Annotated in this window: 16 protein-coding genes; 3 read left to right on the top strand and 13 right to left on the bottom strand. The window is 61.5% G+C overall.

The window, feature by feature from the left end; all coding sequences use genetic code 11:
• Window positions 1-219 precede the first annotated feature (219 nt).
• Complete coding sequence (locus tag ACZM8Y_RS10975; protein ID WP_487480181.1) at window positions 220-384, top strand: hypothetical protein; 165 nt, start codon at window positions 220-222, stop codon at window positions 382-384.
• Window positions 385-878: 494 nt separating this feature from the next.
• On the opposite strand, the gene ACZM8Y_RS10970 is transcribed toward ACZM8Y_RS10975, so the two are convergent.
• Both ACZM8Y_RS10970 and ACZM8Y_RS10965 read right to left on the bottom strand, forming a co-directional pair.
• A complete protein-coding gene (locus ACZM8Y_RS10970; protein WP_482333043.1) occupies window positions 879-1,112 on the bottom strand; it encodes a hypothetical protein in 234 nt (77 codons plus the stop codon).
• 145 nt (window positions 1,113-1,257) lie between these two features.
• A complete protein-coding gene (locus ACZM8Y_RS10965) occupies window positions 1,258-1,527 on the bottom strand; it encodes a hypothetical protein (protein WP_479859059.1) in 270 nt (89 codons plus the stop codon).
• Window positions 1,528-1,801: 274 nt separating this feature from the next.
• Here ACZM8Y_RS10965 and ACZM8Y_RS10960 point away from each other — a divergent pair, with 274 nt between their 5' ends.
• Window positions 1,802-3,271: an outer membrane homotrimeric porin gene (locus ACZM8Y_RS10960; RefSeq protein ID WP_479859060.1), complete on the top strand. Its 1,470-nt coding sequence runs from the start codon at window positions 1,802-1,804 to the stop codon at window positions 3,269-3,271.
• Between the two features lie 502 nt (window positions 3,272-3,773).
• Here ACZM8Y_RS10960 and gpt read toward each other — a convergent pair.
• The 10 genes from gpt to ACZM8Y_RS10910 all read right to left on the bottom strand — a co-directional run bounded on the left by gpt (window position 3,774) and on the right by ACZM8Y_RS10910 (window position 14,340).
• Entirely contained in the window at window positions 3,774-4,256 is a 483-nt protein-coding gene (gene gpt, locus ACZM8Y_RS10955) for a xanthine phosphoribosyltransferase (protein ID WP_302552526.1), read from the bottom strand.
• 28 nt (window positions 4,257-4,284) lie between these two features.
• Complete coding sequence (locus ACZM8Y_RS10950) at window positions 4,285-5,130, bottom strand: LpxI family protein (protein ID WP_302552525.1); 846 nt, start codon at window positions 5,128-5,130, stop codon at window positions 4,285-4,287.
• A 91-nt stretch (window positions 5,131-5,221) separates the two neighbouring features.
• Window positions 5,222-5,719 carry a 4Fe-4S dicluster domain-containing protein gene (locus ACZM8Y_RS10945; RefSeq protein ID WP_302552524.1) on the bottom strand — a complete coding sequence of 166 codons (498 nt, stop codon included), beginning with the start codon at window positions 5,717-5,719 and terminating at the stop codon, window positions 5,222-5,224.
• A 39-nt stretch (window positions 5,720-5,758) separates the two neighbouring features.
• A complete protein-coding gene (gene hypA, locus ACZM8Y_RS10940) occupies window positions 5,759-6,100 on the bottom strand; it encodes a hydrogenase maturation nickel metallochaperone HypA (RefSeq protein ID WP_302552523.1) in 342 nt (113 codons plus the stop codon).
• Window positions 6,101-6,427: 327 nt separating this feature from the next.
• Entirely contained in the window at window positions 6,428-7,516 is a 1,089-nt protein-coding gene (locus tag ACZM8Y_RS10935) for a hydrogenase large subunit (protein WP_302552522.1), read from the bottom strand.
• Entirely contained in the window at window positions 7,513-8,073 is a 561-nt protein-coding gene (locus tag ACZM8Y_RS10930) for an NADH-quinone oxidoreductase subunit C (protein ID WP_302552521.1), read from the bottom strand. Before ACZM8Y_RS10930 ends, ACZM8Y_RS10935 begins: the two co-directional genes overlap by 4 nt.
• A 35-nt stretch (window positions 8,074-8,108) precedes the next feature.
• Window positions 8,109-8,948: a 4Fe-4S dicluster domain-containing protein gene (locus ACZM8Y_RS10925; RefSeq protein WP_308770393.1), complete on the bottom strand. Its 840-nt coding sequence runs from the start codon at window positions 8,946-8,948 to the stop codon at window positions 8,109-8,111.
• A 1-nt stretch (window position 8,949) separates the two neighbouring features.
• Window positions 8,950-9,384, bottom strand: coding sequence for an NADH-quinone oxidoreductase subunit B family protein (locus tag ACZM8Y_RS10920; protein WP_302552519.1), 435 nt, complete (start codon window positions 9,382-9,384; stop codon window positions 8,950-8,952).
• 13 nt (window positions 9,385-9,397) lie between these two features.
• Entirely contained in the window at window positions 9,398-10,357 is a 960-nt protein-coding gene (locus ACZM8Y_RS10915; RefSeq protein ID WP_482333040.1) for a respiratory chain complex I subunit 1 family protein, read from the bottom strand.
• Window positions 10,351-14,340, bottom strand: coding sequence for a complex I subunit 5 family protein (locus ACZM8Y_RS10910; RefSeq protein ID WP_482333038.1), 3,990 nt, complete (start codon window positions 14,338-14,340; stop codon window positions 10,351-10,353). The genes ACZM8Y_RS10915 and ACZM8Y_RS10910 overlap by 7 nt, the downstream gene beginning before the upstream one ends.
• Window positions 14,341-14,675: 335 nt before the next feature.
• Between ACZM8Y_RS10910 and ACZM8Y_RS10905 the strand changes: the two genes are divergently transcribed.
• Window positions 14,676-15,410, top strand: a complete 735-nt coding sequence (locus ACZM8Y_RS10905) for a motor neuron and pancreas homeobox protein 1 (protein WP_337432255.1) — start codon at window positions 14,676-14,678, stop codon at window positions 15,408-15,410.
• A gap of 393 nt (window positions 15,411-15,803) precedes the next feature.
• Here the strand turns inward: ACZM8Y_RS10905 and ACZM8Y_RS10900 are convergent.
• The coding region (locus ACZM8Y_RS10900) for a hypothetical protein (RefSeq protein ID WP_489501729.1) at window positions 15,804-16,031 on the bottom strand (228 nt) is incomplete at its 5' end.

The following is a 16,031-nucleotide window of genomic DNA, read 5'->3' as shown; positions in this document are numbered from 1 at the left end:
GGAAAGCCGCCAGCCAAGCTGATGGCTCTAACAATAGTATCCATATTGGTATGTTATAAAATATTTTTGGCCCTGTCATGGTATGTGGTTGTTTCATCTCCACAGTATGCTGAAAATACAGCTTTTTTATCCGGCTTTCCCATTGGCGGAATCCACAGCTAAAACATTTTCTTGGTTATCCCTTTGGAACTTCAAAGAAAAAAGCATCAATCATTTTCTATGACACAGCCATATTTTTCCGATGAGGGCGCAACGCAGGGCCACCCCGCCCGGCTGCGTCGGCACATTGCGGGGCTATGCCGGGCAGTGCTTGGCGCGGGCCTGCTTTTGCATCCGTTTTCCGGGCTGGCCTTGTTCCCGGCATCGTGCGGAGGGTTGGCTTAGGAGGCGCTTCCGCATCCGCTGGAACAGCCTAGGTTGTGTCGTTGTTTTTGTATGTAACTATTTAAAATTATAAAAAATAATTTGGCTCTGTCATAGTACATGGTTGTTTTGTTTCAGCAATACACTGAAATATATGCTTTTTCTCTAAATTTTCCGCTAGTGGGTTCTGTGATTGGGGGATTTTATTGGTTATTTCCTTGGGATTTCAAGGAAATAAAGCATCAACCGTTTTCTAGGACACAGCCAATAATTTTTTATGCTTTGAAAATAGTTAAATAATTTCAATATATTAAATTGATGGTACGCCCTAGCGATTAGGGGAGGGGCGCATTTGGCGGCAGGGTTTCCGCATCCGCTGGGCAGCCCCGTATCCCGCAGTATCCCCGGAACCTTGAGACAAGGGCTTCCCCATCCGCTGGAGCAGCCGGCCTGTACGTGGGCATCCACTTGCCCGTGCGGAGGGCTTCCCTACCCGCTGGTCGGCCCCATGAGCTTCAGGCAAGAGGGAGTCCCATAAGGGAAGCCCCGTTAGGAAGGGGATGGCCCTGATAGGAAGGGGATGCCCCTGTCCGTTTGACGGAAATGCCAAACCCCGCAGGCTTTTCAGGCTGCGTATAGACATGGGCGTCACGTCGCAGCGGTACGGCGTCAGCCTGCATATAGGCATGGGAAACGCCGAAAGCCGACCGTATCCGCCGCTTGAACAGCGTCAGGCTGCACATAGGCATGGGGGCATGGGGACATGGAGGCAGGGGCCTGTTTTTACCTTGGGCAAGGAAACGCGGAAAAGGGTTAGATTGTGTTGTTAATCACATATAATATATTGGAATTATTTAATTATTTGAAAATTATAAAATAATATCTATAATAATTTCAAATAGTTATATGTAACAATACGACATGGCTTAAAGATACCTTTCTTTTCGCAAGCGAGGGCGAGAGCAGGGCGTCCACGTCCAGATTGGCTGGAACCTCCTTCCCTTTCTTTTTCCTTTGGCTGTGCCATAGAAAATGGCTGATGCTTTTTTCTTTGAAGTTCCAAAGGGATAACCAAGAAAATGTTTCAGCTGTGGATTCCGCCAATGGGAAAATCGGATAAAAAGGCTGTGTTTTCAGCGTACTGTGGAGATGAAACAACCGCATGCGCTGGCAGGGCCTTTCCTTTCCGCTGGCGGGTGATGGGCCGTCCGAGGAGGGCTGGATCGTAGCATCGCATTTTCCTTTCAGCAGGCGGGGTGATGGGGCTTCGTTAGAGGGCTGTTATAAAGATCGTACAAATAATTGAATATTTATTTCGGTAGGAGAAAATGCGCTTGAAAGCTTCACCTCGGCTCCTGAAGCTCTTGATGTTTCCGGCTCTGAGAGGAAGAGGCCGGAAATATCCCAACCTTCACCATGAAGAAAGGAGATTTTCGTCATGAAGAGACTCACCACGCTTCTGCTTGCGGCCGGCCTTGTCTGCTCCGCATTTTCCGCCGCCAATGCGGCCGACATCAAGGCCAAGGGGATGTGGGACTTCAATTTTGAGTATACGAACGATTCGTTCGACAAGCACAGCAGCGGCGACCGCTTCGGTGCGGCGCAGCGCCTGCGCACCCAGATTGATGTGATTGCATCCGAAAGCCTGAAGGGTGTCGTCTATTTTGAAATCGGCGACACGCATTGGGGCCATGCCAAGGACGGCGCGTCCCTCGGCACGGACGGCAGAACCGTTGAAGTGCGCTATTCCTACATCGACTGGGCCATCCCCGAAACCGACGTGCTGGTCCGCATGGGCTTGCAGCCCTTCGTGATGCCGGGCTTCGTGGCCGGTTCCGCCGTGCTCGACGGCGACGGCGCGGGGATCACCATCGGCGGCAACTTGACCGAAAACGTCGGTGCGAACCTCTTCTGGCTGCGTGCCGAAAACGACAACACCAACGGTTACGGCAAGTGGCGTGACGATCAGAACAACGCCATGGATTTCGTCGGCCTGACCTTGCCGTTGACCTTTGACGGCGTGAAGATCACGCCTTGGGGCATGTACGGCTTTGTGGGCAGCCGCAGCCTTGGCGGCGACGCCAAGGGGGATATCGACGATATGCGCGCCGGTATGCTCCCCGTGCTCCCCAGCGGCAGCGATTTGACCACGCTTGAAGGCAACCGCAGCGAAGGCAACGCATGGTGGGTCGGCATCACGGGCGAAATGACCACGTTCAGCCCCTTCCGCCTCGCCGGTGACTTCAACTACGGCTCCGTGGATATGGGCACCGTCCGCTCGCTCAGCGGATACGACGGCGCGACCAGCAAGACCATCGACCTGAAGCGCAGCGGCTGGCTGGCTTCCGCCATCGCGGAATACAAGCTTGATTTCGGCGTCCCCGGCCTGCTCCTGTGGTACGGCTCCGGCGACAACTCCAATCCGTATGACGGCTCCGAACGCATGCCTACCGTGGATGCCGGCTGGTCCGGCTCTTCCTTCGGCTTTGACGGCGGTTACGGCATTTCCAGCGACACCATCCTCGGCACCAGCCCCGTGGGGACGTGGGGTATCGCGCTTCGCATGAAGGACATCTCCTTTATGGAAAACCTGACGCACGCCATTCAGGTCGGCTACTATCGGGGCACCAACAACAAGAATATGCCGGAGAACGCCGGTATGACCACTTTCCATACCAGCTATCCTGACGCCACCGGCAGCATGGTGGGCTCCACCTACCTGACCACCAAGGACGGCGCTTGGGAAGCCACCTTTGATACCGACTACCAGATCTACAAGGATCTGACCCTCGCCGTTGAGCTCGGATACATCCACCTGAGCCTCAACGACGGCGTTTGGGGCAACGTCCTCGACAACACCAACCGCAACGCTTACAAGGCCTCCGTCAATATGCGGTACGCTTTCTAAGGCCAGGTTTTGTCGAACCGGGAGGGGAAAACAAGGGTGCGTTCGCGCCGCGCGGCTGAAGCTCCTCCGTACGGATTGCCTTTTGGCATCCTTCCCTCCCAAACAGCTCCGCCCTTCCGTCCACCCGGCGGGGAGGGCGGAGCCCCGGATCGGCGGCAGTCACGGGCCGGCGATCCGGGAATTTCCGGCGGTTCTCGATGGCCGACAGCAGCGAGGCCGGCGGCAATCCTTCCTCCGCTCCTATGCGGAAAACCGGGGCAGCCTGTTGCGCGAGGCTGTCCCGGTTTTCTTTTTTTATGGCTGTGTTATAAAAAATGATTGATGCTTTTTTCCTTGAAGCTCCAAAGGGATAACCGGAAAAATGCCTTAACCGTGGTTCCCGCCAAGGGGAAAACCTGAGAAAAAGTCTGTACTTTCACCGCACTGTGGAGATGAAACAACCACATGCCCTAACAGAGCCTTTTTTATGATGCCGTCTGCTGGGGGCTTCCCGTCTTAACGCCTAGTTCTGTTCCACCAGCGGGGCGGTGTACTGCACTTCGGAGTCCCACGGGAAAAGGATCCACGTATCTTGGCTGACTTCGGTAATGAAGGTTTCCACGAGGGGCTTTCCGGCGGGCTTGGAGTACAGGGTGGCGAAATGGGCCTTGGGGAGCATGTTGCGGATAATGGTGGCGGTGTTTCCGGTATCCACGAGGTCGTCGATGACGAGCCAGCCGTCGCCGTCGCCTTCGATGGCTTTGAGGATTTCCTCGCCGCCGGTCTGCTCGCGGCCCTGATAGGTACAGATGCACAGGGTGTCGACCAGACGGATGTTCAGCTCACGGGCTACGATGGCGGCCGGGACAAGCCCGCCGCGCGCGACGCCGATGATGCCCTTGAACGGCCCCTGCTCCAAAAGGCGCCATGCCAGGGCTTTCGCGTCGCGGTGGAGTTGATCCCATGTGACGGGGTACAGTTTCTGATAACGGTCGGCCTTGCCCATACTTGGTTTCCTCTCGGGTTTCGTGTGTCTAGTCGGCTTTCGCCTGAAGGCGCAGCTTCCCGAACGAGTCTTCGGTCAGCGCGACGATGCAGAAGTTATGTTTGTCGGCAAGGGCCAGCGCTTCGGCCCTGTCGAAAAAGAGCGTTTTGCCCGCGTCCACGGCGAGGCAGCGGTAGTTTTGTTCAATGAGGAGGCGGACGGTTTGCAGCCCGATGGACGGCAGATCCGCGCGCTCGTCCTGCTTGGGCTTGAAGCGTTTGATCGCCACGCAGCCTTCGCCGCGCAGTTCGCCGCCGCGCCGCAGGGCGGCGTCCGTGCCTTCAAGACATTCCACGGCTACCACCATCCCCTGCTTGACCACGATGCACTGGCCGATGTCAAAGCGGCCGAGCGCCTCGGCGATGGGCCAGCCGTAGTCGATTTCCGCAATCTCCTCGGCCGAGGGGCCGCGCCGGGTCAGGACGCCTTCGGGACAGAGCAGGGAGGCGGAGAGCTCCGCCGCCTGAATGAGCGTGAAGCCTTCCTTTTCCAGATCTTCCATGATGGCGCGAAGCAGCGCGTCGTCGCCTTTGCCCCTGAGCGAGAAGAGGATGCGGGCCGCCCGGAAGTCCGGGCGCAGATCCAGCGCGCGGGGCTTGTTGATCGCCCCGGCCATGCACAGCTTTCGGACGCCGTGCTTTCGGAAGTAATCAATTACCTTGTCGAACTGCCCCAGATAGACGGTCGTGTACGCGTCGGCCAGCGCTTCAAGGCCGGGATCGGTGAAGCCGTGGAAGGCGCAGGCCACAACGCCGTAGCCCGCGGCCTTGGCGTCTTCCGCCACGAGGCGCGGGAATTGTCCGCTTCCTGCAATGATGCCGATGGATTCGCTCATAATCCGTGCCCTGTATCATAAATGTCCGGTGAATAAAAGCGTGCCGAGGCCCCGCCCCGGCACGCTTACACCATCAATGATTGCGCGGGGATCAGCCTATCTGCACCACGCTGCGGGCGTGGACGGGGCAGGCTTCGACGCAGGCGGGCACGGATTTGCCCTCGCGCTTCATCCAGTCCTTGCACAGGTCGCAGCGCACGGCCACTGAACGCATACTTTTCTGGGCCATCGTTTCCGACGTGGCGGAGGGCAGGCCGATGGATTCCAGCGAAATCGCGCCGTAGGGACAGGCCATGATGCAGAGCTGGCAGCCCGAACAGATCTGGGCGTTCATGGTCACGATGCCGCCGTCCTGCTGGAGCGCCCCGGTGGGGCAGATGCGGGCGCAGGGGGCGTTTTCGCACTGGCGGCAGGAGATGGGCGACTTCACCGAGCCGCTCTTGACGACATGGACGCGGGCGACGAGCTCGTCGCGCTTTTTCAGGGCCTCCTTAAAGGTCAGGCCGTGGTGGGCGGCGATGCAGGCGATTTCGCAGCGGCGGCACGCCTTGCATTTTTCCGGGACCGATTCGATCATGTAACGGCTCATGGCATATTCCTTGCGAACTTTCGCAGTCAGTCTTGGTTGTCAGCAGGCGTCGATGCCGGTGATGAGGAAGTCCCGGCCGCCTTTGCCTTCCAGCCGCAGGCTTCCGCATTCCGGGCAGCGGCAGCGCGGCGAGGCCATAGGAAATTCATGCCCGCAATCAAGGCAGCGCCCTTCGGCGGGGACGGCCGTGATGTCCAGTTCGGCCCCTTCCGCCGCCGTGCCTTCCGCGTACAGCTCGAAGCACGCTTCCAGCGTTTTGGGCTCCACCGCCGTGAACAGCCCCACCGAAAGCCGCACCCGCGTGATCCTGCTCACGTTGTGGCGTTTGGCCTCGTCTTCGAGGATGTTCATCATGCCTGCAACGATGGATGCTTCGTGCATTTTTTGGTGGTTGGTGAAGAGGCACCGGGGGAGGGAGCTTTTTTCAAAAGCGGGGGACACCCGCACGCTCCCTCCCCCGGACCCCCACCCGCAAAACGTTGACTGGTGGGGAGGCGGCTCCTCAGGAGCCCCTTCGCATCAAAACCGTCTTTCTTTCGACGCCGCTCCGGGGGACGCGCGTCAAAGGTGAACCTTCTCTCAATACCCCGCCATCCGCCGACCCTTACAAAAGTCTTGGGAGAGGAGGGGGTGGGGTTTGGGGAGGGGGAGGAGAAGCCCTTCTCCAGAAGGGTTCTCCTCCCCCTCCCCAATCTTCATTTCATCCCCCTACCGCTCCGTACAACTGACGCAGGGGTCGATGCTGTTGACGATGACGGGGATGTCGGCAAGCTGGCAGTCCTTCATCATGACGGTGAGGGCCTCCCAGTTCATGTAGGACGGCACGCGCCACTTGAGGCGGGCGGGGGTGTCGGTCCCGTTGGTCTGAAGATAATAGATAAGCTCGCCGCGCGGGGCTTCCGAGCGGGCGACGGATTCGCTTTCCGGGATGCGCTCCATGTGCACGGCCAGCGGGCCTTCGGGGAGCTTGTCGAGGCACTGGCGGAGGAGCCGGATGGACTCGAACACCTCGCGCACGCGCACCATCGCGCGCGACCAGACGTCGCCGTCCTGTTCTTTGACGATGTCAAAGTAGAGATCGGGATAGACGAGGTAGGGCGTGTTCTTGCGCACGTCGATGTCGAGGCCCGAACCGCGCGCCACGGGGCCGACCACGCCGAGCGCCCACGCATCCTCGCGGGACAGGACGCCCACGCCGCGCGAGCGTTTGGCGATCAGGGGATCGGTACGGAAGACCTTTTCCACGCGCTTGACCGCCTCTTCGACGATGCCGAGCCGTTCCAGCATGTACATGGTCAGGCCGTCGTCCATGTCGAACTTCACGCCGCCGATGCAGTTCGCGGAAAGGTTCATGCGGTTGCCGTAGATGGTCTCCTTCACGTCCTGCATGTTCTCGCGCACTTCCATGATGTGCAGGAACAGGGACTTGAAGCCCACGTTGTGCGCGAAAATGGCGATGTTGAACAGGTGCGAGGCCACGCGCTTGGTTTCCTCCGCCAGCACGCGCAGGTACTGGGCGCGGGGCGGCGGGGTCATGCCGAGCACGTTCTCGACCGCCATGCAGTAGGTCAGCGAGTGGCTGTTGGAACAGAGCGAGCAGACGCGCTCGGTCAGCGTCGTGTTCTTGAAGAAATTGCGCTGCGTCGCCATGCCTTCCATGCCGCGATGGACATGCCCGGAAGTGATCTCCACCTTGCGGACGGTTTCGCCGTCAACGTCGAGATGGAAGTAAACCGGTTCCTCAAGGGCGATGTGCACCGGGCCGATGGGCAGGGAAAAACTGCTGGTCTGGCTCATTCGCGCACCCCCTTTTCCACTTCCTCGCCGGGCTCGGCGTTCACTTCCATGATGCGCTCCCACATATCCTTGGTGCAGGCCCCGTTCATCATGATGGTCAGCGGGATGACCTCATTGAGGATGCCCTCGTCGATTTCGGGATCGAGGAAGAGGCGCTTGGGGTTGGTGTTGCCGTCGACGTGCACGTCGAACAGCTCCGCGAACTCGCGTTCGTTCCAGTCGGCGTTGCGGAACCACGGGGTGATGGTGGGCACGCTGTTCTCGGCGGGGTCCAGCGGAACCGTCACCGTCACGGTATAGCCGTGCACGTCGAAGTGGTAGGCGAGCGTGGTGACGGGATCGGCGAGCTGCTTGTTCAGCGCGGTGACCGTGCACAGGCGCGCCTCGTGTTTGGCGAGCAGGGCGGCGGCGGCGGGGAGCTGTCCGGCGTCCGTGAGCGTCACCCACTCGAAGCCGTTGCCCCAACTGTCCCAGTTGTGCCGTTCTTCGGAAGCCAGCTCCACCAGCCCCTTGACGAGCTCAGGATTGATGGAACGGCTTGACCATGTCGTATTCATGCAAGTTTCTCCTTGCTTCATAGCGGTACGTCGGCTCAGTCGGCGGTGCTGCCCGCCGCCGGAGACGGTTTTTCAGCGGCGCTTTCCGCGCCGGAAGGCGCATCGGGCCGCGTTTCGGCCGCTGCGGAAGCGGCCTGCCCAGCCGGAGGCGTCTGGGCGTCCGGCGCCGTCTTGGAAGCCGCGGGGCCGGGCTTGGGCCGTGCCGCCGTTTCCTGTGCGGGTGCGGCGGTTTCCGGGCCGGAAGCCGCCTGAGCGGGGGCTTCCTTTGCGCTTTTCTTGCCCGCCGGGGCCTTTTCGGGCTTTCGCGGCGGGACGAGACAGACTTCTTCGCGGGCGGCCATCTTTTCGAGCTGGTCGATATGACAGGCGCGGTCTTCCTCGACCGCCACGTCGATGCGGCGGCAGTTCGGGCAGAGGTGCGAGATCACGTCCACATCGACTTCGGAATGCTTGGCGTAGATGCGGTTGAGCACTTCCTGCGGCAGAACGCGCATCTTGGCCCCGCACACGGCGCAGTAGTCGTATTTGACCTTGGCGCGGGTGATCTGGGTATATTTTTCCGTGGCCCGGTGGGCGCTGTGCCAGTCGTTGGTGAGGGTGATGGCCTTGGTCGGGCAGTAGTGGCGGCACTGGGCGCACAGGCAGCAGGAGTTGCGCCACACCGTGATCTCGAAGCCGCTGCCGTCCTCGAATTTCGAGATGTTGATGGCTCCGGCGGCGCAGACGTGGACGCACGTGCCGCAGCCCACGCACAGCGCCGGGTCGACTTCGACCCGCCCGCGCAGGCGATCCGGGGTGTACGTCTCCCCGAAGGGGAAGGCGTCGGTCACCGGGCCCTTCTTGAGGTTGTCCCAAAGGATTTTGAGGAATTCCATATCAGCCCTCCATCCTTTCCCGCCAGATGGCGACGGCTTCGAGCACGCCTTCCATGATCGCCTGCGGGCGCGGCGGACAGCCGGGCACGTTGACGTCGATGGGCAGGTAGCGGTCCACGGGGCCCTCGATGGAGTAGCCTTCGCGGAACACGCCGCCGCTGATGGGGCAGATGCCCACGGCTACGGTCACTTTGGGCTCGGGGATTTCGTTCCAGACGCGCAGGACCTTATCCTTGACCCGTGCCGTGAGCGGCCCGGTGATGAGCACGATGTCCGCGTGGCGGGGGCTCCCGCAGTATTTGCAGCCGAGGCGCTCCACGTCGTAGCGGGAGATGCAGGCCGTGGTGGCCAGTTCCACGTCGCACCCGTTGCAGGAGCCCGCGTTGATGCGGAACAGCCACGGCGAGCGGGCGGAGAGTTTCTTGATGAGGTTCATGACCGGCCTCCCGTCAGCAGCCGATCCACACCATGACAAGGCTCAGGAAAGCCAGCCCGGTGGGATACTTGAAGAAAAAGGACAGAGCCTGTTCGATGCGCAGACGCCCCGTGGCGGACTTCACCGCGGTCAGGGTGAGCAGCATGAACAGCACGCACTTGACGACGAACCAGACCAGATTGACCGCGGGGATGTCCGAGATCGTGCCGGGGAAGAACAGCACCACCCCAAGCGCCAGCGCCACGACCATCTTGAGGGCCGAGGCCATGTGGAAGAAGGCCAGCAGCACGCCCGAATATTCGAGGAGCGGGCCTTCGAGGATTTCGGTTTCCGCTTCCGGCTGGTCGAAGGGCGGCACGCCGAGCGTGGCGGGCAGGAACATGAGCCACGCGAGGAATGCGGGCCACATGACCGGGGTGAGCCCGAACGAGCCGTGTTCGGCCTGATAGTCCATGATCCTGGTCAGGGAAAATTCGGCCCCGCTGCCGCCGCCCACCTTCATGGCGACCGTCAGCATGATCATAAGCAGCGGAACCTCATAGGCAAGCATCATGATCATCTCGCGCGAGAAGCCGATGCCGCCGTAGGGCGAGCCGGACGAGGAGCCCGCCAGCATGATCGCCATCGCCGGGATGGGGAACAGGTAGAAGATGACCAGCAGGTCGCCCATCTTGGGCAGGCCGTCGGTTACGCCGGGCACGGGCAGCAGCGCCGCGCACATGGCGATGCCGCCGAGCGCGACCACGGGGGCCGCGAGGAACGCCCCGCGCACGGCGGAGGCCGGGATGATGACCTCCTTGGCGCTCAGCTTGATCAGATCGAGGAAGGGCTGGATCAGCGGCGGCCCCACCCGGCGCTGGAGCCGGGCTTCGACGCGGCGGTCGCACCCTTTGAGGAACAGGCCCAGCGCCAGCGCGAACAGGCCGCCGGGGAAGACGACAAGGTGGAGAATGCCCACAAGCAGGTCTAGCATGACGGACGCTCCTTATTGATGCGGAGGGACTGCCGCAGGGCCCGGCAGAGGGACAGGGCCAGTTCCGGCAGAGGGCATGCGGCGCTGCCGGGCTTGTTGCCCGTGCACAGGTTGACCAGCGCCGGGTAGATGGCTTCGGGCGGGATGCGCGAGGCTTCCTGAGAGGCGTCGTGGCCGCAGGCGTGCGGGGGCGCGACGCGGATCTTCACGCGGGAGAGCAGGAAGCGCAGGGCCAGCCAGCAGCCGCCGAAGGCCACGAGCATCAGCACGGCGACCGCCGTGGCGTCCCACGCGCCGGGGCCGGTGGCGAGGCCGTAGAAGGCCACGTCAAGCGGCGGCATCCCGTATTCCGCCAGCGCCGCATTGAGGGGCGCGAGCATCAGGCCGGGGAACACGCCGGTCAGGATCACCATGAAGGCCATGAGCAGCATGGGCGCGCGCATGACCCACGGGGCCTCTTCGATATGGTCGAGGTTGCGCCCCGGCTGTCCGAGGAAGACCGCGTGCATGAAGCGGGCGAGGTACGCCAGCGTGATCACGCTGCCGATGAGCGAGATCAGCGCAAGGAGCGGTTCGCCTTCCGCCATGAGCGCCTGATAGATGATCCACTTGGAGGTGAAGCCGTTGGTCGGCGGCACGCCCACGGCGGCCAGCGACCCGATGAAGAAGCAGAACATGGTCACGGGCATCTTGCGGCCCACGCCGCCCAGCTCGGCGATCGTATCCGCATGGGTGCGCAGCATGACCGCGCCCACCATGAGGAAGAGCAGATCCTTGAAGAACACGTGGTTCGCCATGTGCAGGAGGCCGCCCGCCATGCCGAGGCTCGTGCCCACGGCGACGCCGAGCACCATGTACCCGATCTGGCTTACCGTAGACCAGATGAACACCAGCTTGAGGCTGTTCTGGAGCATGGCCTGCACGGCGCTGTACAGCAGCGTGAACGCGCCGATCCATGCCGCGGCGTACATGACGGCCTGCTGCGAGAAGAGCCCCGCCGTGTCCGGGGACTGCGCGTACACGCTCCCGAAGACGAGGAACAGCTTCACGAGGCCGAAGACCGCGATCTTCAGCAGCACGGAGGAGATGTAGCCGGACACGGGCGTGGGGGCCAGCGCCGGGTGCATCTGCCAGTCGATGCGCAGGGAGACCTGCGCGGCCTTCATACAGAAGCCGACGGCCATCAGGATCATGATGGAGGTGCCCACGGCGGGGGGCAGGGAGGCGAAGCCCTTGGCCACGCCCGCGAACTCGCCGGTACCGGTGTAGGCCACGATGAGCCCGATGCCGAGGAACAGGAAGCCCGCGCCCGCCACGTTGAACAGGAAATACTTGAAGCCTTCCCGCAGCGCTTCGGGCGTGCCCTCATGCGCGATGGCAAAATACAGGGCCCACGAGCTCATGATTTCCCAGAAAGTGAAGAAGCTGAACAGATCCGAACTCGCCGCCACGCCGAGCAGTCCGCCCGTCATGAGCAGGAAGAAGGCGTAGAAGCGCCACTGCGTATGGCTGTGCTCCATGTAGCCCACGGCGTACACGAGGTTCACCGTGCCGACGGCGGGGATGAACAGGGCCATGATGAAGGACAGCGTATCCAGATCCTGCCCGAAGGCGAGCACGTGCAGCGTGGTCAGGAGCAGGATGGCGGCGGCGCCCCATCCGGCCTTCACGCGATCCCTGCGGAACCAGATCGGCACGATGGCGCCGATCATGGGCAGGATCACATACACGGGCCAGCTCACGTCGAGCGACGGCAGGGCCGCCGCCATATGGCCCGCGCCGGTGCCGAGGTGCGGCATAAGCTCGTTGATGACCGGGGTGACGAGGGACAGGCCCGTCTGCGGGGCCACGCCGAGGATCACGCACAGGCCCGCGAGGATGATCATGGGCACGCGCATGGTCGTGGTGACGCCCTGCACGCGGCGGCGTCCTGCCGGGGCGGGGTCAAGCAGGATCGTGCGCAGGATGCGCATGTAGTAGATCGCCCCCACGAGGCTCGCCGCGATGAGCGCCGCCGCGATGAGCGGTTGCCCGGCGTCCATACAGGCCACGATCATGAGGTATTTGCTCACGAAGCCGTTGAACGGCGGCAGGCCCATGATGGACACGATGCCGATGCTCATACAGCCCACGGCCCACGGCATTTCGTGGACGAGGCCCGCGAGATCGGAGAGCTTGCGGCTGCCCACGCGGAAAATGAGACCGCCAGCACAGAGGAAGAGCAAGTCCTTCATGATCGCGTGGTTCAGGACATGGGACAGCGCGCCCGCCGCCGCCAGCCACGTGCCGAGGCCGAGGACGGTGAAGATTTCGCCGACCTGCCCCATGGTGGAGTAGGCGAGCATCCGCTTGAGGTCTTCCTGCCTGAGGGCCATCCATTCGCCGTAGGCCATGGTGCACAGGCCCATGAACGTGACCATCAGGCCGGGGGCGGTGAGGCCCCCGTAGGTTCCGGTCGAGGCGAGCTCCTTGTAGCCGATGAGCCCGAAGTAGACCGTCACCACGCCGAACACGCCCATCTTGGTGAGCACGCCGGAGAGCGGCGCGGACACGGACGACGGCGCGGCGGGGTGGGCGTCGGGCAGCCAACTGTGCAGGGGCACGAGGCCGGCCTTGGCCGCGAAGCCGAGCAGGGTGAACACAAGGGCGAACTTGAGCACGTCGTCGGAATGGACGGACAGGTTGGCGACGAGTTCGCCGTACTGCGTATGGTTCCCGCCGATCATGAAGAAGCCCACGATCATGAGGTAGGCCGCGCTGCAGCACAGCACCACGTACTTGATGGCCGCGTCGCGCGCTCTGGAAGTGCGCTCCCACGCCACCAGCGCGAAGGACGCCCACGTCATGACTTCCCACTGGGAGGCCAGCGTGCCGATGTTGTCGGTGGTCACGATGTTGAGCAGCGCGCCGAAGGTAAGGAGCAGGAAGAACCAGTACCAGTGCTTGCGCCCGTCCTCCTCAATATAGTTGGTGGAATAGCAGGCGACGAGCGTGCCGATGCCCGATATGATCAGCGAGAACAGGCGGGACAGGGGCGGCAGGTCGCTCGCGTAAGTGAGGATGAACGCGGCGAGGAACAGCGCGAACGTATACTTGGCCCGGTAAGCGGGCCTGATGATGCGGGGACAGAGGACGAGGAAGGAACCCACATAGAGCAGGAGCGGGGTCGCATGCCACGGGCCTTCGAGTTCCACCAGCGAATGGGGATCGATGCCGACGATCCACGCGCCGAAATCCTGCACGAGGAAGCGCCCGATCCCCAAAAGCGCCAGCAGGGCAAGCAGGACGTACAGGCTGATCGCAGCCGGGGTCTTGCTCCAGCGGTTGGGGACGATGGGGCACCAGCTCCCGGTGGGGACGCCGAGCAGCTCGGTTTCCCTGTCGAACAGGGCGCGGGCGAAGTTGCCGCCGCCGATGGGGACTTCGGTACATATGGGTTCGTCGGGCCGGGTGAAGCACACCTGGAGGACGACCTCGGCGGAAAGCCACAGCAGCACGGTGTAGCCCAAGGCCATGATGATGGCGAGAACCGGGCCGCCGAGCGGCACGTCGATGCTGTGCATGGCCATGGCGTGCAGGACGAGATGCTGGCCTTCCGGCGTCATGGCCGGAGAGATGCCGAGCGAAGCCTCAAGCGCGAACGCCAGCAGCACGGCCCCCACGGGGTTGCGGTGCAGCGCGCCGCGGATGTCGTTGGCGACGCAGGAATACGGGTTGGAGACGAGCCCGGACAGCCCCATCCATGCCGCGAGGCGCGCAATGGCATGGTAGATGATGATCATGATGCTGCCCACGTCGCCGGACGGCCCAAGGCCAAGCCCCATGAGCGCAAGCCCCAAATCCACAAGGCCGCCCCAGAGGATCAGCAGACCGGGCCGGCCCCGCTCGCGGTATACTTTATAAACCCCAAACAGCATTATCAGCAGGCCGGCGACGAGAATAGCCATCTCTGATGGCGAAGTCGGCGTTACGCTACTGTCCATGCTCCCTCCTTAAAAAGTAAGCGCTGTGCTTGTCCATAGTGGATAGAAATCAGACGCAGTGCCGGACTGCCCCGGCACGAAGGCTGGGTTCGCGCCGGAAAGAGGGCCGCCTTCCCTCAAGAGGCGGGCCTCAAGAAACAACGGACTTGTCTTTTTGTGAGCGTTTTCCCATTATCCGGCCCTCTTTGCCGTGTTTATTCAAACAAACAGTTCCGGGGAGGGAAAAACACGCTGAAGTATGATTCTCGCATGTTCCTGCGCTCTTTACAATCCCACCCCGCAGGGCTATCACGCAGACGTCCATCCACCCTTACAGCCATGAACCGGGAGATTCCATGTCGGCTCGCTTCCCCTTATCTCTGCGTCTTTTTTTCACAACCTGTTTCTGCCTGTGCGTCTGCCTTGCCGCCGGGTGTTCGGGCAAACAGGTGCACGTCACGGCCGAAAATGAGTTCAACACGATGGCGAAACGGCTGGCTCCGGTACTCAAGGCCCACGGCGTCATCGACGAGCACGGGGCCTATGCCGTTCCCGTCTTTTCGGCCCCGGAACTGCCGCCCCAGCTTGGGGAATATTTGTTCCAGCGCCTTTCCCCGGCGTTCCGCTTCAAAGTCGATCCGGCGCTGCTGCCGCCGACGTTCGCCCTGTCGCGCACGGCGGGGGATACGGTGGAGATGCGGCCCTACGGCTTCATGCTCGGACAGGGCGCGGACATCGTGACGGTGACGCTGCTTGCCCAGGTGGACTGGAACGACGACGGCCTCAACGAATGGCTGCTGCTTTGCCGGGTCAAGCCGCTCATCGGCAAGAACAACATGCGCGATTACTATCTGCTCATCGAGAAGCCCGGCGCGTCCATCCTCGTGCCCAAGCTCCTCGCCGTCTACGACTGCCTGAGCCAGAGCTGCAGGCTGTTCGTGGACGTGGATCAGAAGAAGCCGCCCTATACGCCCGAAGAGCCCACCATTGAAGTGAAGATCGGGCAGAAGGACGTTACCCTTCCCCCGAACGCCCCGCCGCCGCCCGGCGCGCCGCAGCACGAGTTCAAGGAAAGCAAGCTGGGGGGATGAGAAGATGGGAAAACCGGGTGGAGGGGAGAAGGGCCCCTTTGAAAAGGGTCTCCTTCTCCCCTCCCCCGAACCCCCTCCCCTCATCCCCCTAAACTTTTTGACTGGCTGTGTTATAGAAAATGGTTGATGCTTTTTTTCCTGAAAACTCCAAATGGATAACAGAAAAAATGCCTTAACCGCGGCTCCCGCCAAGGGAAAAACTGGAAAAAAAGCTCTATTTTTCACCGCGCTGTGGAGAGGAAACAACCACATACTATAACAGAGCCTTTTGGCTGGTGGGGAGGCGGCGCGGCAGGAGTCCGTTCCGGCCGGGAATGGTAGAAGGGGTTTCCCTTACGGTGGCATTCAAATGAGAGAACCGCCTGAACAGATTCTGTTCAGGCGGTTTTTTTGTCAGTGGGGAAAAGCTGTCCGGAAAGAAATGGGAAATTTTTTATCCCGTTTTTTGCCCATAGGGGGAGGGAAAATACGAAACGGATCCCACATGAAGAAAAGAACCCTTTGTTTTTTGTTTACAGGGAAAACGACAGGGCCGATGCACCAAAACGAGTCAGTCGGGCCTTGCCTTTCGCCTACAGGGAAAACAGACAGCAGGGATTCGATAAACACGAAAGTCTTTGA

It is taken from the genome of Bilophila sp. (assembly GCF_057864385.1).
This window is presented reverse-complemented; position numbering and strand designations above follow the sequence as displayed.